The following is a 21,581-nucleotide window of genomic DNA, read 5'->3' as shown; positions in this document are numbered from 1 at the left end:
TCCCAGATTCTCTAAGGCAAGGAAAAGGAAAAGCCAGGCAGATCAAACCTGGCTTTCCATGGACCTTCGGACGTATGTGATGTTTCGGGAAAAGTCGCCTTAAAGTTCTATGACAAAGAATCTCCCGGTTCAACAATCCCAAACAACACATTGTTAACCCAATCTTTGGGTTGAGAAGAAATTATTTATTCATTGATTTTCAACGCAGCAGAAAAGTGAGAAAGTGAGCTTCCCGATATGGAAAGCTCACATGAGTTTTAAGAAGAAATGAACAAGCTGGCGATCGTTGTCACTTCGTCCATTGTCAGGAATTCATCCCAGGCTTCGGTTACGCCGTCAGCACCAACATCGGTTACAGATGTAACATCCACTCCTAATTGTGAAGTCTGATTTTCTCCATTGTAGACAGCTTGTGTAGCTTCCGGCATACCTGCACCGCGATTATCCTGCGTAATCCAACCCTTCAGGCCTCGAAGTCTCCGAACTTCGGATGCGTGACGGGCCTCAACGGAATGAATCGCCAGGGCAGCCGTTAATACCTGCGGAACTCCCTGAACGGCCGGCGCCTGGCCTTTGTAAGCACGCACGCCGGTATCTTCAAATGCCTGCGAAAGAGCCAGGAACTGATCGTAATTATTGAACGGATCAAACGCTCCGCCCACAGTAAAATCAAACTCGGGCTTGTCGATGGGATCTCCGCCAAGAGTTCCGATGGTATCGATCAGGAAATCAACATGCTGTTGTTCGTGCTTGCCGATTTGCATAAAAATATCGGCGTCCTTTCCACCTGGAATTAAACCTGATTGTGCATTTCCCATCGCGTAGAATTCATTCTCAAGATGTTCCAGCGTCAGGGCATAATTCAGCACACCAATCAAATCATCGGTGGATTGCGCTTTGGCCGGACTCGAAAGTGCACTCATCGCTCCGAGCGGAATTGCAGAAAGAGCAAGCTTCTTGCTGAAATCTGTCAGCTTTCCTAAAGCATCTTTTCTGCTTAAGAATTTATCCTTGGCTTCATTGTCTAATTCTTTGTCGTTGAATTGGTCTAAAAATTTTATCAAACTCATAGTTTTGTCTGTTTAGGCTAAAAATTTCTATTGAGGTTGGGGCAGGTTACTTCCGTCGATCTGCTCGGTAATGAAGTTTTGAGCAATTCCAAGAACATCATTCGGGGTTCTGGTCATCTCCAGTCCATTCATGTCAATAATATCATCGCCGGCAAAAGAGGTGTTACTCATTCCGATGATCGACCGGATTGCCGCTGCGTGTCTTGCCTCGACAGAAACAATCTTTCCGGCTTCAACGAGGTAATCTGTATTCTCAATTAACTGACCTGCCCCGTTATAAGCCGACACTCCTAAATCCTCAAAAGCCTGTGCGGTTTGAAGCACACTTGCACGGTCGGCAAAATCAACAGAACTGAAATCTGGTGTCAGGCCGGGAATAATGGCATTCGGTGCTACGGATGAGATTGCCGCCATAAACCAGTCGCGGTGAGCCACCTCATGATTTCGCAAATCTTCCATGATTTGTCCTTCTTCCGAACTCATTCCGTTATAAGGTGAATCCAGAACGGCGATATAAAATGCCGCTTCCAACTGCTCGAGTGCATAGGCATAATTAAGGACACCAACATCACCTGACCCGAGATTAACCATCTCGTCATCATCATTGTCCATACCCATGGGGTTATCGTCTTCACAGGCTACAAGACCAAAAGCAAACAAGGTTACCGCCGATGTCCCGGCATATTTAAGGAATTTCTTCCTCGATAATCCCTTGCTCTTCGTTTGATCCAAAAGGCTATTATTTGCATCAGACATAATCTTAATCCTCTATTCTTTCATTATTAGTTATTTGATTTTTAGCTGTCTACATGAATAGGTACGAAGTGAAGAGAGAAGCAGATTGGATTTGGAGCAAAAAAATTAAAAAATCTTAATTTTCTCTGCTTGATGATCTGATTTAAAGTCATCCTGAACTTTCCCGAAGGGATCCCGGTGGGGGATTCAGGATCTCAGCCAATCAACACTTATAAGTATGAAATTCTGAGTCCAGCTCAGAATGACCTAAATATCGAGTATAGCAAATAACCTGCTTGTTCCCCTTGAAGGAAAAGCTCTCAAAATCATTCAAGAAAAAATTATCCACATTGGTGTTGATAATACTTCCGGATGTCCGTATTTTTGGAGACTCTGCATCATTTGAAATTCTACTACTTAATGTACCTGTGTAATGTTTGAAGATTTGTCTTCTAAAATAGAATCAGCCGTACAGTCCCTGAAAGGTCAGTCACGGATTACCGACGTTAACATCGCCGAGACTGTTCGGGAAATACGAAGAGCCCTTCTCGATGCAGACGTAAACCTTGAAGTTGCCCGCCAGTTTACTGCCGAAGTAAAAGACCGTGTTATGGGATCCGACGTATTAAATAGCGTCAATCCGGGGCAGCAGTTTACAAAGATTGTTTATGATGAGATGGTCAAAATCCTGGGCGAAGAGCGCTCGGATATCACCGTTGCTCATCAACCCCCTACCGTAATTTTAATTGCAGGTTTGCAGGGCTCCGGGAAAACTACCTTCACCGCCAAACTTGCGCGGTATCTCAAAAAAGAAAATAACCGCAATCCTATTTTAGCTGCGGCCGACGTTTATCGTCCCGCTGCGATTGATCAGCTCAAAACACTCGCCGGCGATATTGACGTACCGGTCTATTCCATCGAACAGAAAGATGCGGTTCGCGTAGCAAAAGAAGCCGTTTCCATGGCAAAAAGCCTGGCGCTTGATACTGTTATTATTGATACCGCCGGCCGCCTCCATGTAGATGAAAAAATGATGGACGAGGTTGCTGAAATCAAAAAAGCGGTGCAGCCGGATGAAATTCTGTTTGTGGTGGATGCCATGACCGGCCAGGATGCGGTAAACACAGCAAAAGCTTTTAACGAAACCATCGACTTTAATGGCGTGGTTCTCACAAAAATGGATGGAGATACCCGGGGCGGTGCAGCACTTTCCATCCGGTCGGTTGTTGAAAAGCCTATCAAGTTTTTAAGTACGGGTGAGAAACTCGATGCCCTTTCACCTTTTTATCCCGACCGTGTTGCCCAGCGGATTCTGGGAATGGGCGATGTGGTTTCGCTTGTTGAAAAAGCACAGCAGGAATATGATGAAAACCAGGCGAAAAAGCTTCAGCAAAAAATTTCGTCTGACAAGTTTGATCTGGAAGACTTTTACGAGCAAATCCAGAAAATTAAAAAAATGGGAGACATCTCTGAACTTGTAGGAATGATTCCCGGAGCAGGAAAAGCCGTTCAGGATGCAGATTTAAGTGAAGATACATTCAAGCCCATCGAGGCGATTATTAATTCCATGACCCCGGAAGAGCGACGAAATCCGGAATTATTAAATGGAACCCGCCGCCGAAGAATTGCAAGTGGTTCTGGCACATCCGTTCGTGAAATTAACGAACTGATGAAACAGTTTGACCAGATGAAAAAAATGATGAAGACCATGAGCAAGATGGGCAAAATGGGCCGCGCTATGCAGGGGCTCAAAAATCTGCCGTTCGGCAAATAACAATAAACCAATTTTACCAACATAATAATACAGGAGTACATCATTGATTAAGTTACGTTTACAACGAAAAGGAAGAAAAAAACGACCCTATTATCATATCGTGGTTGCCGACAGCCGCGCTCCGCGTGACGGACGAATTATTGAGCAGCTCGGCCGTTTCGACAATGTGAGTGAAAGCAAAGAACTCACTTATGACGAAGAGCGAATTATCCACTGGCTGAAGATCGGTGCCCAGCCAAGCAATACGGTCCGCAACATCCTCAAACATGAAGGCATCCTCTACAAAATGCACCTGATCCGATGGGGCAAATCTGAAGAGGAAATTGAAGCTGCCCTCACCGAATGGAGAGAAGCCCGTGAAGCGAAATCTGAAGACGACACCAGCAGAAAGGCTCAACAAAAAGAGTTGCTAAAATCTGAAGAGAAAGAATACAAGAAGCAGCTTGAAGAGAAAGCCGCTAAAGCAGCCAAAGAATTAGAGCGTGAGAAAAAACTTGAGGAAGCCAAGGCTGAAGAAGAGGACGCAGCCGAGGAAGCAGAAGCAACCGCTGAAGAGTCTGTAGAAGAAACAGCACAAGTTGAAGAAGCTGCTGCTGAAGATTCCAATGAAGAAGTAGAAGCCGAAGCTCCGGTTGCAGAAGCTGAAGAAAATGAAGTTGTCGCTGAAGAAGAAACCACAGCCGAAGACGACATTCAGCCGGAAGAAGCCACTGCAAAAGAAGCAGCCGAAGAAGTAGAAGAGAATATTGCTGAGGCAGATGAACCGGATACCGAAGAAGTAGCAGCCGAAACAGCCGAGGAAGAAGAGCCGGCTGAAGAAGAAACGAAAGAAGCAGTTGCTTCTGATGAAGAGGCGGCCTACGAGACAAAAGCTGAAGCTGACTCTGAAGAATCAGATGAGGAAGAAAAAGCCGCGACTGTTTCTACGGAAATGAATGCTAACGAGGCCATCGATCACATCAAAAATACACCTCTTGAAGAACTCGAGGGATTTGTACCGGAAGATGAAGATCGCGTAACTGTACAGCGTGCCTGGGAAAGCAAACAAACCGACTCAGAATAAATTGTAAAAGAACCGGTTATGGTACATTCCATTGAAAACCGGTTTGTGGAAATAGGCCGTATAGGCAGGCCTCGCGGACTGGATGGTATTGTCCGTTTTATGCCGAACCAAAATTTTAATGATGATTTATTTGATCGGGCAGATCTTTTTTACACGAAGAATGAACGCTCCGATCTGGTTCCATCCCGGATTGAATCCTTACATGTGGAGACCAAACGAAATCATCAATCGTTCTTTGTAAAATTTGATATGATTGCCAGCCGCACGGATGCGGAGGAGGCTCAGAATAAAGCCGTTTTCATTAAAACTGATATTTTTGATGAAATTGCAGAGCCTGCCGATGACGCTGATTCGTACATGGGTTATACCATAGAATTCGATGGCGAAGAGTTTGGTGAAGTTCTGGATGTAATGATGAATCCCGCGCATCCCATTCTCGAAGTTAAACATGGTGCCGGCACAATTTTAATCCCGATGGTTGAGGAATATGTGGAAGAAACCGACCCTGATAACAGGATCATCTTCTGTATCAATCTCGATCAACTGACTGAAGAATAATCATGCTTAGAATAGACCTGATCTCAGGTGTTCCCGATCTGCTGAAAAGTCCGCTGGAAACCAGCATTGTTGGACGCGCGATTGAGAAAAAGCGGGTTGAAATTCACGTACATGATTTGCGGGATTACACAACCGACAAACACGGTAAAATTGATGATTATCCGTATGGCGGTGGTGCCGGAATGGTGATGACCGCTCAGCCAATTTTCGACTGTATCGAAAAGCTGACAAGTGAGCGCGAGTATGATGAAATCATTTTTACCGCTCCAGATGGAGAAACATTTGAGCAAAAAGATGCGAATGAGTTATCCATCAAACAGAACCTTATTTTTCTTTGCGGCCATTATAAAGGAATCGATCAACGCATTCGGGATGAACTGATTACCAAAGAGTACTCCATTGGTGATTACGTACTTTCCGGCGGCGAACTTCCGGCACTGGTTATGACCGATGCGATTGTCCGCCTGTTGCCCGGTGTTTTGGGGGATGCGGAAAGCGCCCTGAATGATTCCTTCCAGGAAGATTTGTTGGAAGCCCCGGTTTATACACGGCCGGCTGAATTCAGAGGAAAAAAAGTTCCGGAGGTATTGTTATCCGGCGATCATAAAAAAATTGAAGAATGGCGTTTCGAAACAGCAAAAAAACGCACTGAAGAAAAACGACCCGATTTATACAAAAAATTTAATAAGAAACACTAAAAGCCCACTAACGAGGATATCAAAATGGATAAAATGAAATTAGTTGAACAAACCGTAATGCGAGACGATCTGCCCGAGTTTACTGCAGGCGATACTGTGAATGTGCATTATCGTGTTCGTGAGGGTGAGAAAGAGCGTATCCAGCAGTATGAAGGCGTTGTAATTAACGAACGTGGCTCAGGTGCCAATAAAACATTTATCGTTCGAAAAATTTCTTCAAACATTGGAGTGGAACGTATCTTCCCGCTATACTCTCCTTTTATCGCAAAAATTGAAGTGAAGAAACGCGGTAAAGTTCGTCGATCCAAACTTTTCTACTTGCGAGAAAGAAAAGGAAAAGCTGCCCGAATTAAGGAAAAAGATACAAGAGAGAAGAAATAAAATTCCTCAATTGGTTATCTTACCGTAATCAATACATCTTATCATCTATACAGATTTTTATGAACCTCATTTTATTTGGGCCTCCAGGGGCAGGTAAAGGAACACAGGCAGAAAAACTGGTTAACCATTTTGATCTTCCCCATCTTTCAACCGGGAATATCTTTCGGGCAAACATCAAAAATGAAACCCCTCTCGGAAAAAAGGTTAAATCTATTCTCGATTCAGGAAAACTCGTTCCTGATGAAACCGTTGTAGAACTGGTTGCCGATGAACTGGACAACGAAAAGTATGATAACGGTGTGATTTTCGACGGCTTTCCAAGAACCGTTGGCCAGGCTAAAGCGTTAGATCAATACCTTGAAGCCAATGGAAAAAAGGTTGATACACTCGTTACGCTCGACGTTCCTGAAGAAGAATTGGTGAATAGAATTCTAAGCAGAGGGCAAGGACGCACGGACGATACGCCTGAAAAAATTAAAACCCGCTTACAAGTTTACAAAAAAGAGACAGAGCCTGTTCTTAATTATTACAAAGAGCACGGTATTGTTGAAGAGATAGATGGAGTAGGGAATGTTGACGAGATTTTTGATCGGATAAAAAAAGCGGTCTCTTAACCCCTTTTTCTATTCCAAACTAACAGATAAAAACAATCTGCTTCCATTCATATGAAGGCCAGATATTTTCTTATCGTTTTTGGGTTTCTTTTTTTCCCTGTAACCTCCTGGGCTCAGGTTTATACAGGAGGCTCTGTGGGATTAAACTTCTGGAATAACCGAACATATATTGACGCTTCTCCTATTCTTGGATATCAAATAGATGACTTAAGAATAGGAGTCGGTGGTATTTTTAGCTACGTTCGCAGAAGTGGTGATTCTCGAATTCATTACGGGGCACGTGTTTTCAGTCAGTATGATCTTTTTGAAAGCTTTTTTCTACATGCGGAAGTAGAAACGCTTAACACCGAGTATTATAATTCCGAAAGGGAATGGGTGCTTTCCGTACCGGTTGGAGCCGGCTATTTTCAGCGCATTTCTGACAGAATGTATACCACATTCACTATTTTATACGATCTTGTTCAGGATGAAAACTCTCCCTACGAAAATCCAATCATTCGCGGCGGTATTCGTTATCATCTATAAACATTGCCTTTCCTTACACGTTAGCTTTTAAAATCTCCAATATCCCCGGAGTTACATCCAAAATGCTTTTTGCATTTATAAACGGCTCCGTATTTCCTTTTACAAAAAGCGGAACCGGATTTCTTGTGTGCGTTTTTATGGAAAGATTTTCCAAATTTCCGTGATCGCTTGAAAGAACGAGCGTATCCATCTTATTCAGGTTATTGAGAATATTCATGATGAATCTATCCAACACTTTTAAAACCCGATTTGCCATCTCTTCGTCTTGTTCATGTCCCGCTTTGTCTGTCAGATAGTATTCAAAAAGAACCAGATCATATTCATCCAAAGCCTTTAACATTCTTCCGGATGCTTCTTCCGGTTCAATTTCAGGAACATCTAAGTTCAGTTTACTTCTCCAGGCTGATTGGATAATCTCAGCTGTCACAGCACTCCCTTCTACAACATTCTGCAAACGGTTCAATTCAACTCCTGCCGATCGGGCCATTAGAGTTGTAGAACTCCATCGGTTTCTCTCCTTTGATTTTTCAAAAAACAGATCCGGATACGCATTTAAGAAATGGGGATTTTTTTCAAGCTCAATTGCTTTATGAAACAGACTCTTCTTCTTAAGCAGCGGTTTTATTTTTGAATGCGGAAAGGGTCCAAAATGCTTTCCAATCAACTCTGAGGAATTCTCTCCTGTAAATAAAGCTGTCTGGCCGGTTCCGCTTTGAGGCAAGCCTTCAACATCCAGGTTAGCATCAAGTTTTTTAAATAGGATGGATTCTTCAATTCTCTCTTCACATCCATCATGAAGTCCGTCCCTTCCGGTAAAAAAAGAAAAAGATTTCAAATCAGATGAAGCCAGCGGATTGTACCCTGTTTTTGGCCCCACTCCTATTCCATCCACAAAAAGAAAACAGACAGTCATTACTTCTCCAGGATCAGGGTAACAGGTCCGCTATTAATGAGTTCCACATCCATCATGGCCCCAAATTCTCCGGATTCTATTTGAAGTCCGCTGTCCCTCTTCAGAACATCAATCATATAATCATACAAAGGTTCCGCGTCTTCAGGGCGGGCCGCCTCAATAAAACTTGGCCGTGTTCCCTTTTTTGCATTACCATAAAGAGTGAATTGTGAAACTACTAAAATTCCGCCGTTCACATCCGTTACTGAACGGTTCATTTTGCCTTCTTCATCCTCAAAAATACGGAGACCTGGTATTTTTCTGCAGCACCAATCCACCTCCTTTTTTGTATCTGATTCGTGAATGCCCACAAGTAATAATAAACCGTTTTCTATACTTCCTGATACTTTCTCATTGATGGTAACAGACGCTTTTGTAACTCTTTGTATAACAACTCTCATATGTTGGTAACTGTGTGGAAAACCTTTGTATTAAATGTTAATTGGAGACTAATGATATTTTATACTGAATCTATCCACATCAATTCACAATTAAAAACAATTATCCACAGCCAAAAAGAATAACTTTTACTGTTGAAAAGATGATGTGTAACTATAGGTGTAAAAAATATGGAATGTTGATTACTCCATTCTCAAATTTATAAGCCATTGATTTTATTCATTAAATTATCAACAAAATTATTAACAATTCATTCAGAATCTTTTTTCTCTCCCTGATAAAAAAGTTATACACTTCTCCACACTCCCTACTACAATACAACAAGATTAAAAATCTCATTCTTATTGTATATACTTGTGGATAACCTATGGGAAAACTAAAAATTCAGTACCATTCTACCTTATCTATTTGATAGATAAATGAAAAATCTACTCTCTTATAAAACGCTCTCTCTTTTAAGATTCCTTATTTATTTTGTTGCTTTCTTAGCCTCTGTTTTTGCAGTCTTTTCATTAGCAGAAAAAATTGGTTCCAAACAAGTTAAAGACCAATCTGCATTTAGAATAATGACATACAACATCCATCACGCAGAGGGAATGGATGGAATAGTGAATCTTGAAAGAATAGCAGATGTAATAAAAAAAGAAAATCCCGATATCCTTCTTTTGCAGGAAGTAGATATCAATCTAAACAGATCCGGAAATATGGATATACCTCAATTGCTTTCCAAAAAAACAGGATTAAAGAACGTAGTATTTGGAAAGAATCTCGATATAGACACAGGAAGTTATGGAAATGCAACTCTTTCCAGGTATCTGATTGCCAGTTCCAAGAACTTTCAATTTGAAAGAATTGGTTCGGAACAGAGAGGTATTCTGGCAACGGAGATTTCATTACATGGAAGAGAAATTTTGGTTTTGAACTCTCATTTCGATCACAGCCAGGACGATGCCGAACGTATTCTCAATGCTGAAAAAATAATCCATGAGATTTTACCGAAATACAACGCAGATGTGGTTCTATTTGGAGGGGATTTTAACGATATTCCAACCAGCCAAATGTATCAGAAACTGAATGAAAAATTTCAAGATACATGGATGATTTTCGGTCAGGGTGATGGAATGACCATTCCGGCGGATCAACCCATAAAACGAATTGATTACATCTTGTTTTCAGGGAACATTCAACCCGATTCCATTTGGATACCCAAGACTGAAGCATCGGATCATTTGCCGGTTGTAGCAGATTTTATTTTGGCTGAAGATGAATAGATATTTCGAACACAGTAAAGCGGTGTAGAGAAAAAAACCTCTGAATTAGAAAAGAAACAAATCCAGAATTATAGTGTCAGATAAAAAATTTACTTACAAAGACTCGGGAGTAGACATCAAAGCCGGTGAAGAACTGGTTAATTCCATAAAAGATGTTGTGAAGGAAACACACAATGCCAATGTGGTAAGTAATATTGGAGGATTTGGCGGGCTCTTTTCGGCCGATTTTGGATCCATGAAAAATCCGGTTTTGGTCAGCAGTGTGGATGGCGTTGGAACGAAACTGATTGTTGCTTTTAAAGCTGGAGTGTATGATACGGTTGGCCAGGATCTGGTAAATCATTGTGTGAACGATATTGCTGTCTGCGGAGCCAAACCTCTCTTTTTTCTTGACTATTTTTCAACCGGAAAACTGGAACAACAGGTTGGGTTCGATGTGGTAAAAGGATTTGCCAAAGCCTGTAAAGAAAATGGTGTGGCCCTGATTGGAGGAGAAACCGCTGAAATGCCGGACATTTATGACAAGGGAGAATTTGATTTGGCCGGAACCATTGTTGGTGTGGTTGATAAAGATCAACTTATTACCGGTGATAAAATTAAGAAAGGAGATTTACTTATCGGTTTAAAAAGTTCAGGCCTTCACACCAATGGATACTCGCTTGCCAGAAACGTATTGTTTAGTGAATTTGATGTAAATGATCAGCCCGAAGAATTGGAAAAAACCATCGGGGAAGAACTGTTGCAGGTGCACCGCTCCTACCTGGATATCATTTCCAAGCTGAAAGATGTGGATGGTGTACATGGATTTTCTCATATCACCGGTGGTGGAATTGTTGGGAATACAAAACGAATCCTCCCCGACGGATTAAAACTGGATGTAAATTGGGAGAGCTGGGAAAGGCCGGATATTTTTAAACTCATCCAAAAAACCGGAAATGTACCTGAAGAAGATATGCGTGCAACATTTAACCTCGGCATCGGTTTAATAATAGTAGTTTCCAGAGAGGCTGTAGACAAAGTTGAAAAATTATGTAATGAAATTGAAGAAGAGGTTTTTAGAATTGGCGTGGTTTCCTGACTTTCCAAACAAAAAATTTAGAAGCGGTTGTTATCAAATCAATAAAAGAGAGATTGATTTATGATCAGCCGTTTTCGAGCCTTCGTTCGGAGGCATCAAAAATCTTTACCGGTGCTCTTCTTTATTGGTGGTTTTATTTGGGATTCACTTACCCTCGGCCGCATTGATCGCCTTTATGACCGAACCATTCTTTCCACTTATATGGTGATGCTGAGTTTGTCCATTTACATGTTTAATGTGGCAGATGATGGCAAATGGAAACAAACCTTCTTTGAAAAATATGAGGAGTACCTTCCATTGGCCATTCAATTTTTCCTGGGAGCTTTGTGCAGTGCTTTTGTGATTTACTATTCCCGAAGTGTATCGTTTTCAAAAACCATTTCATTTTTCGTCATTTTGGTGATTCTTTTGTTTGGTAATGAATTGCTGAAACAACGAATATCTAACAAATACCTGCAATTCAGCGCGTATTTCTTTGTAAATTTTACGTTTTGTACGTTTTTCATCCCGGTGCTGATCAAGCAGATGAGCACTTTTATTTTTATAGTGTCGGGTTTGGTTAGCCTCGGCACCACGATGGCCCTTATCATATACATTTATGCTGTCAGCCCATCAACCCGCAGAGAAATTAACGAGGGAAAAACACTTGGTTTGGTAGCTGGAATCTACCTGATGATCAACATCTTCTATTATTTTAATCTGATTCCTCCCGTTCCCCTGGCACTCGAAACCGGAATTGTTGCACACAGTGTGGAAAAAGCCGATGGAAACTATGTTGTAACCTACCAGCAAACGGAATGGTATAAATTTTGGAGAGATAACAGCTATACATACAGCCAGAAGCCGGGAACGAATGTTTTTGTTTTCACCTCCATTTTTGCACCAACCAATCTTCAAAAAGAAGTGGCACACCAATGGAAATGGTACAATCCCGACCTGGAAGAGTGGCAAGTTGCAGACAATATCGGTTATGAAATTACCGGCGGCAGAGATCGGGGTTACAGAGGATTCACTTACAAGAGCAATGTAAGAGAGGGATTATGGGAAGTGGATGTGATTACCAAAGAAGGGTTGGTTCTGGGAATCATCAATTTTGAAATTGAGATTGATTCAACGCGACAAGATGAACGCCTGGTAACGAGAATTTTTTAAATAGAAGGATTCTTTACTTTCGGTATTTAAAAACATCTTCCAGCGGCTTGTTAAATGCATCGGCAATTTTGAAAGCCAGCTCCAGCGAAGGATTGTATTTTGCAGCTTCCAGCGCATTAATGGTTTGACGGGTGACCCCAACGTTATCGGCAAGCTCTTGCTGCGTCATTTCATTATGCTGAAATCGAAGTACCCGAATATTATTGGTTATTTCTCCTTCTCCCATCAAACAAAGTCTTTTCGGTAGTAATAGATCATAGTTCCTCTTTTGATAAGAGTTGCTGTGAGAATGATGATGAAGAGTGCGTGAAAAATGACTCTTTTGCTTCCCAGTAACTCATGCAATTCGCTTACTTGTCCGAAAACTTCTGACAATGGAATTTGTACAAGAATAAAGACGATGGCGATCATCAAAAAATTGTAGGCATATTTAACTCCGTATGCTTCAATCATAAAATCGCGTTCGTCTTTATCTACTTTATTTTTTTTATCGATGAAATCCAGCACCAATTCAATGGCCACGGCGATCCAGAAAATCTTAAAGAAAAGATTATAAAGCTGATCAGAATAATCCGGCAGGAAACCAGGCCAGCCAAATACGAACAGAACATAAAAGAATAAGACGGAAAGCGCTGTACCCAAAGAAGTCCACGATAATATTTCTTGTTTAGACATATGACATCAGAGATTAATTTTAGTGTATAGTACTTCTTACGTGATGTAAAATAAATGTTACAAAAAGTATAAAAAATTTTACTCTTCAAAGATGATGGATCTTTTAGAGCAGCAAATTCCGGAGATTTATTAATTAAAAAATTAGCCTGACAACGACCAGAAAAGCATAAATTCGTTCAGCCTTTAAAGCGGTCTGCTTTTAATCCGCGAAATGGAACGACCGCACGAAACAAGGATCCTGAAAGGGGAACTTCAGCAATTTCTTTCTTGGTCATATGCTCGCGGGCAGTTGTAATGTAAAGTTCATTCATATTTGAACCTCCAAAAGTACAGGAGGTTACCTGGGGAACCGGAAGCTCCACTTGAAATTCTATTTGAGCAGAAACAGGGTTGATACGGACTACTTTGAATCCGTTGTAAAGAGCTACCCATAAATGCCCGTCGGCATCAAGAGTCATGCCGTCTGGAAGTGATTCGTCCGTGGGGAATTCAAATAAAACAGAACGATTTCTGATAGAGCCGGATGCCGGGTCGTAATCAAATTGGCAGATTTTTCGGTCGGTCGAATCAATAAAATAGAATTTTTTTCGACCGAGATGCCAGGCCATACCATTTGGAATCGTGAGATTTTTCAGTTTTGTTTCGATATGATCTGCCGTTGAAAGCGTATATAAACTGCCGGCACCTTTTTCTACATTATAGGAAAGAGTTCCTGACCAAAATCGTCCGTATGGATCACATTTACCATCATTAAACCGGTTATTTGAAAGGTGAGATTCCGGGTTAATCATGCGCTCAATTCTATTCGAATAAAAATCATAGAAGGCAAATCCGGATTTGAGAGCTAAGATAGCACCATTCTTTTCACGAAGTGCAAAAGAACCAATATGTTCTCCAATATCAATAACTCTGCATTTATGCTGCCGCGGGTCGTATTGAAAAAGATTACCCGAAAGTATATCCACCCAAAAGAGTAAACTCTGCCGGTCATCCCAAACCGGGCATTCACCCAAAACGGCATTTTGTGCTAAAACAGGTTCAGCCTCAATGGTTGGAATATTCATTTTCCTCCGGTTAGTCGTTTTTACTTCCGGCTACACGCAGTCCAATTCCGCCGTCAATCCGCAGGGCTTGTCCCGTGATGAATGACCCCTTCTCGCTGGCTACGTAGGCAACCATTTCCCCGATCTCCTCGGGTTGAGCCATCCGTTTTACAAGATGGATATCTATGGTTTCCTGTCGGGCTTTTTCGGGATCGGCCGACTGTTGAAAAGCGTTACGGTTCAGTTCTGAATCCACACCGCCCGGACAGATGGCAACGCTTCGAATGTTGGGAGCATAATCAACCGCAATACTATTTGTGAGGCCAATCAATGCTGATTTGGTCGTTACATAAGCAGCCACTTTTTCCTGAACGACATAAGCCTGAACACTGGACATATTTACAACAACTCCGCTGCCAGCTTTTTGCATGTATGGAATGGCATGTTTTGCACAGAGAAAGGCACCTTTTAGATTCACATTCATGAGCGAATCCCAGGCTTGTTCGGTTGTTTCCGTAACCGTTGCATAGTGCAGGATTCCCGCGTTATTTACCAACACATCAATCCCTCCAAAATGATCAGCGGCTTTCTTCATCGCTTTGGAGACCTGCTTTTCATCAGAAATATCACAAGAAAGAAAAAGTACCCGGTCACCCAATTGGTTTTCTATTTTTGAGCCGGCTTCTTCATCCACATCCAATATCACAACTTGTGCCTGCTCACGATGGAAGACCTTTACACATCCGGCGCCAATTCCTTTTGCCCCGCCTGTTACAACTACAGTTTTTCCCTCAAAAGACATGGCTCCTCAAGTTATGGTTAAAAATTATCAGGCAGCTATTTGATATGGCCAGAGGGGAATCGCAATCTCCCCTTTTCCAATACTTATATTCATTAATACGAAATATTCCCTGTATTTAAAAAAGATGTGGTGAATATAAATCAAGAGAATATTAAGAAAAGAGATTGCTTCGGAGGCTCTCTAAGACAATTACTCCCAATTTCGATACTGCTTTATGATGGGTTTTAGAATATGATCCAGTCCGTTTGTTTTTATTTCGAACATGGTGGAGAGATATTGGCCAAGCTGTCCATTTGGAAAACCTTTTCGGCTGTACCACTCTAAATAATGTACCGGCAGCTGCGTGATATAACGCCCCTTATATTGGCCGTAAGGCATACGGGCGCGAACAAGTTTAATAAGAAAATCGGATTTCATGACGTTAAACTAACTATTCCCAAAAACCGGAGAAAGTGATAATTTTGGCATCCAGCCTTTATGGGAGAGTATTGAGTCCGGATATATTTTGGTTTACTTCACTGTGCAAAACATGACGTCAGTTTGAGTATAATGAGAAGCCGAACCAAGTGAAGCTGAAAACAAAACAAGCTTACCAACTTTCTAAAAAAATAAATTTTGGAGTAAATGCATCAAGTACATTATACCGAAGAACAGTGGATCCAATGGATGGATAAACTGGCTTTGAATGATTTTGTGATAGTGGATGATTTTATATCAAATGAGCTATTCACAATTATTATGGATTTCTTTCATGAAAAAGAACAGGGTGATCAACTGAAAAAGGCGGGAATCGGGTCTTCGGGCGAATTTAAGGTGAATGCATCCATTCGCGGTGATTTTATTTATTGGCTTGAAAAAGACCGCGATAAAAAACTGGACCCGTTTTTTGGTTTGATGGAAGAGTTGATTCAATCGTTAAAACGGTTTTGTTTTCTGAGTCTTTCCGGATCGGAATTTCACATTGCCAAATATCCAAAAGGTTCCCACTATGACAGGCACCTGGACCAGTTTAATGAACGATCGAACCGGCAGATTACCGTTCTTATCTACCTGAATGAACACTGGAAAAACGGAGATGGAGGAGAGTTAAAAATCTATAAAGATGGTGGCGAAATATTAGTAGAACCCATTGCCAGACGGCTCTTATTATTTAAGAGCGATATCATTGAGCATGAAGTTTTAACAACAAATGTGTCAAGATACAGCCTTACGGGCTGGTTGCTTCATCAACCTGCAACCGTGGGTTATTTCTTTCGCTAGACAGGTTCAAAAAAAGTAAAAGACACAATAACAGTTTCTCGGAAACCGGGAGGCTATTTTTGGCTTTTATAAATATGCCTACTTAGATTAAAGAGTGAAATCGATGTTATTAAATCCAAAAAATCTTATGAAAAAAAATATACTTCTATTATTTGTCATTGTATTATTTGCCGTATCGAATGGAGTTTTTGCTGCAATATCTCCAGCCGGCGGCGAGTACGGTATTGTTATTGAAGGCTATGACTGGGGCCCGGCTGTAAGCAAGGTCATTTTATCCTTAGATGAGCCCGCCACGACAGTGAATACAGACGATTATAAAGTAATGGTCCAAAGATCAGATGATTGTGCATCAATCCCTGCCGGTCAGGTTTTGGGAAGCCGGACAGTAATTGCAGGGTATGTATCCGATGCCGAAGGAACCAGGCTGGAAGAAGGCGATTATGCTACATTGGTATTAGCGGTGGCTCCCAATCAACCCATCGGCTCACCTATTCAATATTCACAGGCAGAAGGTTGCAGAGGAAACAGCTGGATCAATTATGATATGACCATCAGGGATGAAGCAAACGGAAAGGTGTGGAACCAGGAAGTGAATAGAATTATGCCGATCATTGATCGATTCGATCTTTCAGGAAAATTTTCAGATGGAAAAGGAATAAACATGTCATACGCTTCCTATGTGCCTGAAGAGGCCGATGGAAAATCTCCGCTCATTATTTGGCTGCACGGCGGTGGTGAAGGGGGAACGGATCCATCTATTCCGCTTATTGCTAACCGGGCCGCTAATTACGCATCAGATGAAATACAAGCCATTTTTGATGGAGCTTTTGTTCTGGTTCCACAAACACCAACACGCTGGATGGACAGTGGCGAAGGATCAACCAGTGGCCAGGTAGACGACATTTACTTCGAAGCAGTGAAGGAGCTTGTTGACTATTATATTTCGATGCATCCGAATGTTGACACAGATCGTATCTATGTTGGCGGATGTTCGAACGGAGGCTATTTGACCTTTAAACTGCTCATTGAATATCCCAATTTTTTTGCTGCTGCATTTCCAAGCGCCCTGGCTTATCGCGGAGCATATTTCACAGATGCGCAAGTGAATCGGGTAAAAAATATTCCGATCTGGTTTATTCATTCAGAAGATGATGGAACCACGGTTCCGGATCAAACCGTATTGCCGGTCTATAATCGATTGAAAGAGGCGGGAGCGCCAAATGTGCATCTTACCTATTATGATCACGTGGTGGATATTACCGGCTTTTTTGGCGGAGAAGGTTATCATTACCCGGGCCACTGGAGTTGGATTTATTCCCACGCCAATGAAGCCAGGCGGGATTATGACGGCAGCCTGGTAAAACTGGATGGACGTCCTGTAAGTATTATGGAATGGATGGCCGGCCAATCAAAATAAGGGTGGTGACCTTTAAGAAATGAAGTTTGAAAAGCCGGGTCAATGCCCGGCTTTTTTTATGCTATCTCAAAAATGTTTGTATTTAATAGGGGTCAGGAACAATTTATCAGGTTTAGAATCATTAAAGAATATGAGTTCGGGTTTTTAAAAAACCAACGACGGTTTAGACGCAGTTTTCTTCTTTTTTGGTTCGGAATAAAGTCGAACTTGAGAGAGGACAAAGCGGTGTGTAAATTTCAAGATCATTTAGTTTAAAAAAACTTCATCAACCATTTCATGAAAGAAAAAAGTCAACTTGGGTTTATCGTTATTGGGATTTCAATTTTCTTAGGCTTGTTTGTGGTGGGATATTTTGCCAGCAATGCAGCTATTTCTGTAAAAGAGTATGAACGCTCGGTAACGGTTAAAGGCCTGTCTGAACAGGAGCATATTGCGGATATTGTTATTTGGCCGATTCAATTCACCGAAGCCGGTAATACACTCGACGGCACATATACTTCTTTGGAAAATAGCGCAAATTTGGTCCGGTCTTTTTTGGAAAATCATGGAATAGAGTCGGAAGAAATTACTTTTTCTACGCCATTCCTGACGGATAAATCCGCCCAGCGATATGGTGGAAATGAGAATTTTGAGTTCAGGTATGTGGCCTCCCAAACAGCCACGGTTTATTCAGAGAATGTAGAACAGGTACGGGAAATTATGAGTCAGTTGGTTGATCTCGGAAAGCAGGGCGTTACTCTTAGTGGTGATGAATACCAGGTTCGGCCGGAATATTTATTCACAAGGCTGAATGATATCAAGCCGGAAATGATTGAACAGGCCACGAAAGAGGCACGGGCAGTAGCTCAGAAGTTTGCAGAAGATTCCAACAGCAAACTCGGCAAAATAAAAACAGCTTCCCAGGGACAATTTTCTATTTATAACAGGGATAATAACAATCCGCACATCAAAAATGTGAGAGTAGTTTCTACGATTGTCTATTACTTGTCTGATTAGATATATTTTTATTGAGTATTGAGTATTGAGTATTGAGTATTGAGTATTGAGTATTGAGTATTGAGTATTGAGTATTGAGTATTGAGTAAGGCCATTCTGAATTTTTTCCAGAATTTAATGCGTGACAGCTATGAAGTTAAATTTGTACCTTTAGCGGCTAACGCTAAAACAGATTTTTTTCATGCTCCCTATCCATATCGATCTCGGATTTAATGAAATTCATTTCTATGAAGGGATCTACTTTCTCATATCTATCGCCATAGGAATATTTATATCCTACAAACGTGTTCAAAAATACAAAGGCGAAGTAGATTTTTTTGATGGGTTGATTACCTGGTCAATTCTTGGAGCGCTTATTGGGGCCCGGCTTTCTCACTATCTTTTCTGGAATTTAGATCTGTTTCTGGATAATCCGGCAGTGTTGTTTAATCTTTCCGGTGGGGGTAACAGTATTACTGGCGGGCTGGTTGGAGGAATGCTTGGCGGGATGTTTTTTACACGGAAGAAAGGACTCAACTATTTCGAATATTTTTCATTGTTATCACCCGGCATTCTGTTTGCTCAGGCAGTGGGGCGAGTCGGTTGTTTTTTGAATGGCGATGCTTATGGAGTTGCAACGGACTCTCCACTGGGCGTTCATTTTCCAAGATACGGCACGTCGCTTCCTTCATTTGAAACAGACTTTTCAGTTTCAAGCTCAGCTTGGCAATGGTCTTACGAACACGGGTTGGTGGGGCTTGATTCCACCGTTAGTGCAGCGCTTCATCCCACTCAGTTATATGAAATGTTTGGAGACCTTATCCTTTTTGGGATTATCATCTGGGTATTTCAGAAAATCTGGCCGGATGATAAAAAGTCCCCGCTCATTTTCTTTATTCATACCGGCGGCTATTCACTATTACGATTTGGCCTTGAATTTATCCGGGGAGACAGGGAATTTATAGCCTTCAGCAATATGACGAATTTGCAAGTAGTATTACTGAGTTATGGAATTTTTACCATACTTTATACGATACATTACTATAAAAAGAGAATGCGAGAGTAGCTGATTCTTATTTCAACAGTTTTCTGTTATTCGTCTGGTTAGATACATTCAGAGGCATACATTTTCCTTCTTACTTTTGCGTTTTCACTTTTCACCAAAAAAAACATGCCCACAGTCAAGCTCTTAAAAATTGCCCACGGCCGCAGCGGCGACAAAGGAAATGCCAGCAATGTGGGGATTATTGCCCGCCACCCTGACATCTACCCTTTCCTGGAAAAGAACCTGACGGCCAAACGGGTAAAAGACCACATGAAGCACATCTGCAAAGGCAAGGTCGAGCGGTATGAGCTCCCAAACATCGGGGCATTAAATTTCCTGCTTCATGAAAGTCTTGGCGGCGGCGGAACGGTTTCTCTTAAACTTGACGCCCAGGGAAAAACACACGCTTCCACTCTTCTACGAATGGATCTGGATGTTCCTGAAGAGCTACTGGAATTAGTGAAGTAAACAATGTTACTGTCATCGCGAACGGAGTAAAGCGATCTCCAACATGTATACTGGCATGAGATTGTTTCGCTCCGCCCGCAATGACGTACAAAACTTCATATAGGAAAAATCCTTTTGAAGGAAACAGTCATCACATGCCTCTAGCCTCAGATTTTTATCGAAGTTAGACTCGAATAGAAGCGTGAATTCTTTTATCATAAAAACGATTGTATTGATAGAATCAGGACCTTTTCAAATTCAATCGCTCTCAATTTTAATTTAGTACAAAACCATGCTTCGAAAATCGACATTTCCCTTACTTCTTTTCTCTTTAACCCTTTTGGTTGCATGCTCTTCAGAAAACCAATCCTCTTCAGACTTCGAAAATATTCAGTTTGCCGATGATAATGGAGGAATCACTCTCCCGGCCGGATTTCAGGCCGTTGTTGTGACTGAAGGCGTTGGAAGCGCTCGTCATATTACCGTTGATGATGATGGTGATATTTATGTTGCGCTGAGTAGTGATCATGACGGAAATGGCATTGCCGCATTGCGCGATACCAATGGCGATGGCGTTGCCGATAGCACTGCTTATTTTGGTGAATATACCGGAACGGGAATCGCCCTGTACAACGGGTACCTCTACTTCGCGCCGGATACGGCTGTGGTTCGTTACTCGATGGAAGGAGTTGACCTTGTGCCAACGGCCGAACCCGAAATGGTTGTTACCGGGTTTCCTGATCAGGGCAGTCACGCTGCGAAACCCATTACTTTTGATGGAAACGGAAACATGTATGTAAATATCGGGGCTCCATCCAATGCATGCCAGGAAGAAGGGCGCACACCGGGATCTCCTGGAATGGACCCGTGTCCGTTTTTGGAATTGCAGGGAAGCGCCTGGAGGTTTGATGCGAATGCAACCGGACAAACTCTTCAGGAAGACGGATATAAATACGCCACAGGCTACAGAAACGCAGTAGCCCTGGAGTGGAATTCAGCCGCGGATAACCTGTACATCGTTCAACACGGACGTGACCAGTTAAATACACTGTGGCCGGATTATTTTGATGCTGAAGATAATGCCGTTCTTCCGGCAGAAGAATTTTTTAAAGTGGATGATGGAGATAACTTTGGCTGGCCGTACACCTATTACGACCAAAGCAGAGGTGAAAAAATGATGAACCCGGAATATGGCGGCGACGGTGAAACGCCTTATACCGGCGATGAATACGAGAATCCGATTATGGCTTTTCCCGGTCACTGGGCGCCTAATGACCTTATTTTCTACACTGGCGACCAGTATCCTTCAAGATTTTCCGGCGGAGCATTGATTGCATTTCACGGGTCATGGAACCGTGCGCCGCTTCCACAGGAAGGCTATCGTGTGAGTTTCGTGCCAATGGATGGAGCCAATCCTGCCACGGATAGTTATGAAACATTTGCGGATGGTTTTTCCGGTACCGATTCACTGTCCTCACCTGGAAATGCAGAATATCGCCCCATGGGCCTTAGCCAGGGAACAGACGGTTCCGTTTATATCGTCGATTCCAAACAGGGGAAAATCTGGAGAGTTTTTTATACCGGAGAGTAATCTTTTTTGGCTAAAATTTTTGGGTAATGGGTATTATCTCATTACCCTTTTTTATT

25 protein-coding genes are annotated in these 21,581 nt (G+C 42.0%); 16 read left to right on the top strand and 9 right to left on the bottom strand.

The features are described 5' to 3' along the window. Positions 1-257: 257 nt before the first annotated feature. Together L0B18_RS03500 and L0B18_RS03495 are read right to left on the bottom strand one after the other, a co-directional pair. Positions 258-1,070, bottom strand: a complete 813-nt coding sequence (locus tag L0B18_RS03500; RefSeq protein ID WP_234567906.1) for a ferritin-like domain-containing protein — start codon at positions 1,068-1,070, stop codon at positions 258-260. 27 nt (positions 1,071-1,097) lie between these two features. Then, positions 1,098-1,826, bottom strand: coding sequence for a ferritin-like domain-containing protein (locus L0B18_RS03495; protein ID WP_234567903.1), 729 nt, complete (start codon positions 1,824-1,826; stop codon positions 1,098-1,100). 412 nt (positions 1,827-2,238) lie between these two features. On the opposite strand from L0B18_RS03495, the gene ffh reads away from it, so the two are divergent. From ffh to L0B18_RS03460, 7 genes are read left to right on the top strand one after another with little or no spacing between them, the layout of a single operon-like run. Then, a complete protein-coding gene (ffh, locus tag L0B18_RS03490) occupies positions 2,239-3,579 on the top strand; it encodes a signal recognition particle protein (protein ID WP_234567901.1) in 1,341 nt (446 codons plus the stop codon). 43 nt (positions 3,580-3,622) lie between these two features. After that, the gene (rpsP, locus tag L0B18_RS19810; RefSeq protein WP_370647493.1) at positions 3,623-4,642 is read left to right on the top strand and encodes a 30S ribosomal protein S16; all 1,020 of its coding nucleotides are present in this window, start codon (positions 3,623-3,625) and stop codon (positions 4,640-4,642) included. Positions 4,643-4,660: 18 nt separating this feature from the next. Next, complete coding sequence (gene rimM / locus L0B18_RS03480) at positions 4,661-5,200, top strand: ribosome maturation factor RimM (protein WP_234567899.1); 540 nt, start codon at positions 4,661-4,663, stop codon at positions 5,198-5,200. 2 nt (positions 5,201-5,202) lie between these two features. Then, entirely contained in the window at positions 5,203-5,898 is a 696-nt protein-coding gene (trmD, locus tag L0B18_RS03475; RefSeq protein WP_234567897.1) for a tRNA (guanosine(37)-N1)-methyltransferase TrmD, read from the top strand. Between the two features lie 24 nt (positions 5,899-5,922). Next, positions 5,923-6,279 carry a 50S ribosomal protein L19 gene (gene rplS / locus L0B18_RS03470; RefSeq protein ID WP_234567895.1) on the top strand — a complete coding sequence of 119 codons (357 nt, stop codon included), beginning with the start codon at positions 5,923-5,925 and terminating at the stop codon, positions 6,277-6,279. Between the two features lie 59 nt (positions 6,280-6,338). Further along, complete coding sequence (locus L0B18_RS03465) at positions 6,339-6,893, top strand: adenylate kinase (RefSeq protein WP_234567893.1); 555 nt, start codon at positions 6,339-6,341, stop codon at positions 6,891-6,893. Positions 6,894-6,944: 51 nt separating this feature from the next. Continuing rightward, complete coding sequence (locus L0B18_RS03460) at positions 6,945-7,418, top strand: hypothetical protein (RefSeq protein WP_234567891.1); 474 nt, start codon at positions 6,945-6,947, stop codon at positions 7,416-7,418. Positions 7,419-7,431: 13 nt separating this feature from the next. Here L0B18_RS03460 and L0B18_RS03455 read toward each other — a convergent pair whose 3' ends face one another. Together L0B18_RS03455 and dtd are read right to left on the bottom strand one after the other, a co-directional pair. Then, positions 7,432-8,331 carry an alkaline phosphatase family protein gene (locus tag L0B18_RS03455; RefSeq protein ID WP_234567889.1) on the bottom strand — a complete coding sequence of 300 codons (900 nt, stop codon included), beginning with the start codon at positions 8,329-8,331 and terminating at the stop codon, positions 7,432-7,434. Further along, positions 8,331-8,771, bottom strand: coding sequence for a D-aminoacyl-tRNA deacylase (dtd, locus tag L0B18_RS03450; RefSeq protein WP_234567887.1), 441 nt, complete (start codon positions 8,769-8,771; stop codon positions 8,331-8,333). Before dtd ends, L0B18_RS03455 begins: the two co-directional genes overlap by 1 nt. Positions 8,772-9,335: 564 nt before the next feature. Between dtd and L0B18_RS03445 the strand changes: the two genes are divergently transcribed. The 3 genes from L0B18_RS03445 to L0B18_RS03435 all read left to right on the top strand — a co-directional run bounded on the left by L0B18_RS03445 (position 9,336) and on the right by L0B18_RS03435 (position 12,270). Beyond that, a complete protein-coding gene (locus L0B18_RS03445; RefSeq protein WP_234567885.1) occupies positions 9,336-10,040 on the top strand; it encodes an endonuclease/exonuclease/phosphatase family protein in 705 nt (234 codons plus the stop codon). Positions 10,041-10,113: 73 nt separating this feature from the next. Further along, the gene (purM, locus tag L0B18_RS03440) at positions 10,114-11,118 is read left to right on the top strand and encodes a phosphoribosylformylglycinamidine cyclo-ligase (protein ID WP_234567884.1); all 1,005 of its coding nucleotides are present in this window, start codon (positions 10,114-10,116) and stop codon (positions 11,116-11,118) included. Between the two features lie 60 nt (positions 11,119-11,178). Next, positions 11,179-12,270, top strand: a complete 1,092-nt coding sequence (locus L0B18_RS03435) for a DUF2914 domain-containing protein (protein WP_234567882.1) — start codon at positions 11,179-11,181, stop codon at positions 12,268-12,270. A gap of 13 nt (positions 12,271-12,283) precedes the next feature. On the opposite strand, the gene L0B18_RS03430 is transcribed toward L0B18_RS03435, so the two are convergent. From L0B18_RS03430 to L0B18_RS03410, 5 genes are all read right to left on the bottom strand, one after another. Further along, positions 12,284-12,496 carry a helix-turn-helix transcriptional regulator gene (locus tag L0B18_RS03430; RefSeq protein WP_255695547.1) on the bottom strand — a complete coding sequence of 71 codons (213 nt, stop codon included), beginning with the start codon at positions 12,494-12,496 and terminating at the stop codon, positions 12,284-12,286. Continuing rightward, entirely contained in the window at positions 12,496-12,945 is a 450-nt protein-coding gene (locus tag L0B18_RS03425; protein WP_234567881.1) for a hypothetical protein, read from the bottom strand. Before L0B18_RS03425 ends, L0B18_RS03430 begins: the two co-directional genes overlap by 1 nt. A gap of 176 nt (positions 12,946-13,121) precedes the next feature. Continuing rightward, positions 13,122-14,009, bottom strand: coding sequence for an SMP-30/gluconolactonase/LRE family protein (locus L0B18_RS03420; RefSeq protein ID WP_234567879.1), 888 nt, complete (start codon positions 14,007-14,009; stop codon positions 13,122-13,124). A gap of 10 nt (positions 14,010-14,019) precedes the next feature. Beyond that, positions 14,020-14,790, bottom strand: a complete 771-nt coding sequence (locus L0B18_RS03415) for an SDR family NAD(P)-dependent oxidoreductase (protein ID WP_234567877.1) — start codon at positions 14,788-14,790, stop codon at positions 14,020-14,022. A 189-nt stretch (positions 14,791-14,979) separates the two neighbouring features. Then, complete coding sequence (locus tag L0B18_RS03410) at positions 14,980-15,207, bottom strand: DUF3820 family protein (RefSeq protein ID WP_234567875.1); 228 nt, start codon at positions 15,205-15,207, stop codon at positions 14,980-14,982. A gap of 207 nt (positions 15,208-15,414) precedes the next feature. Between L0B18_RS03410 and L0B18_RS03405 the strand changes: the two genes are divergently transcribed. The 6 genes from L0B18_RS03405 to L0B18_RS03380 all read left to right on the top strand — a co-directional run bounded on the left by L0B18_RS03405 (position 15,415) and on the right by L0B18_RS03380 (position 21,525). Continuing rightward, positions 15,415-16,050, top strand: a complete 636-nt coding sequence (locus L0B18_RS03405; protein WP_234567873.1) for a 2OG-Fe(II) oxygenase — start codon at positions 15,415-15,417, stop codon at positions 16,048-16,050. Between the two features lie 127 nt (positions 16,051-16,177). Then, a complete protein-coding gene (locus tag L0B18_RS03400) occupies positions 16,178-17,467 on the top strand; it encodes a prolyl oligopeptidase family serine peptidase (RefSeq protein WP_234567871.1) in 1,290 nt (429 codons plus the stop codon). Between the two features lie 276 nt (positions 17,468-17,743). Then, positions 17,744-18,463: an SIMPL domain-containing protein gene (locus L0B18_RS03395; protein WP_234567869.1), complete on the top strand. Its 720-nt coding sequence runs from the start codon at positions 17,744-17,746 to the stop codon at positions 18,461-18,463. Positions 18,464-18,644: 181 nt separating this feature from the next. Beyond that, entirely contained in the window at positions 18,645-19,508 is an 864-nt protein-coding gene (lgt, locus tag L0B18_RS03390; RefSeq protein ID WP_234567868.1) for a prolipoprotein diacylglyceryl transferase, read from the top strand. A 105-nt stretch (positions 19,509-19,613) separates the two neighbouring features. Next, complete coding sequence (locus L0B18_RS03385) at positions 19,614-19,955, top strand: AtuA-related protein (RefSeq protein ID WP_234567866.1); 342 nt, start codon at positions 19,614-19,616, stop codon at positions 19,953-19,955. Between the two features lie 271 nt (positions 19,956-20,226). Next, a complete protein-coding gene (locus L0B18_RS03380; RefSeq protein ID WP_234567865.1) occupies positions 20,227-21,525 on the top strand; it encodes a PQQ-dependent sugar dehydrogenase in 1,299 nt (432 codons plus the stop codon). Positions 21,526-21,581: the final 56 nt, after the last annotated feature.

The sequence above is a fragment of the Rhodohalobacter sp. 614A genome (assembly GCF_021462415.1).
Taxonomy (GTDB): domain Bacteria; phylum Bacteroidota; class Rhodothermia; order Balneolales; family Balneolaceae; genus Rhodohalobacter.
Note: the sequence above shows the minus strand (reverse complement) of the source record. Positions and strands in the feature narration are given on the sequence as shown.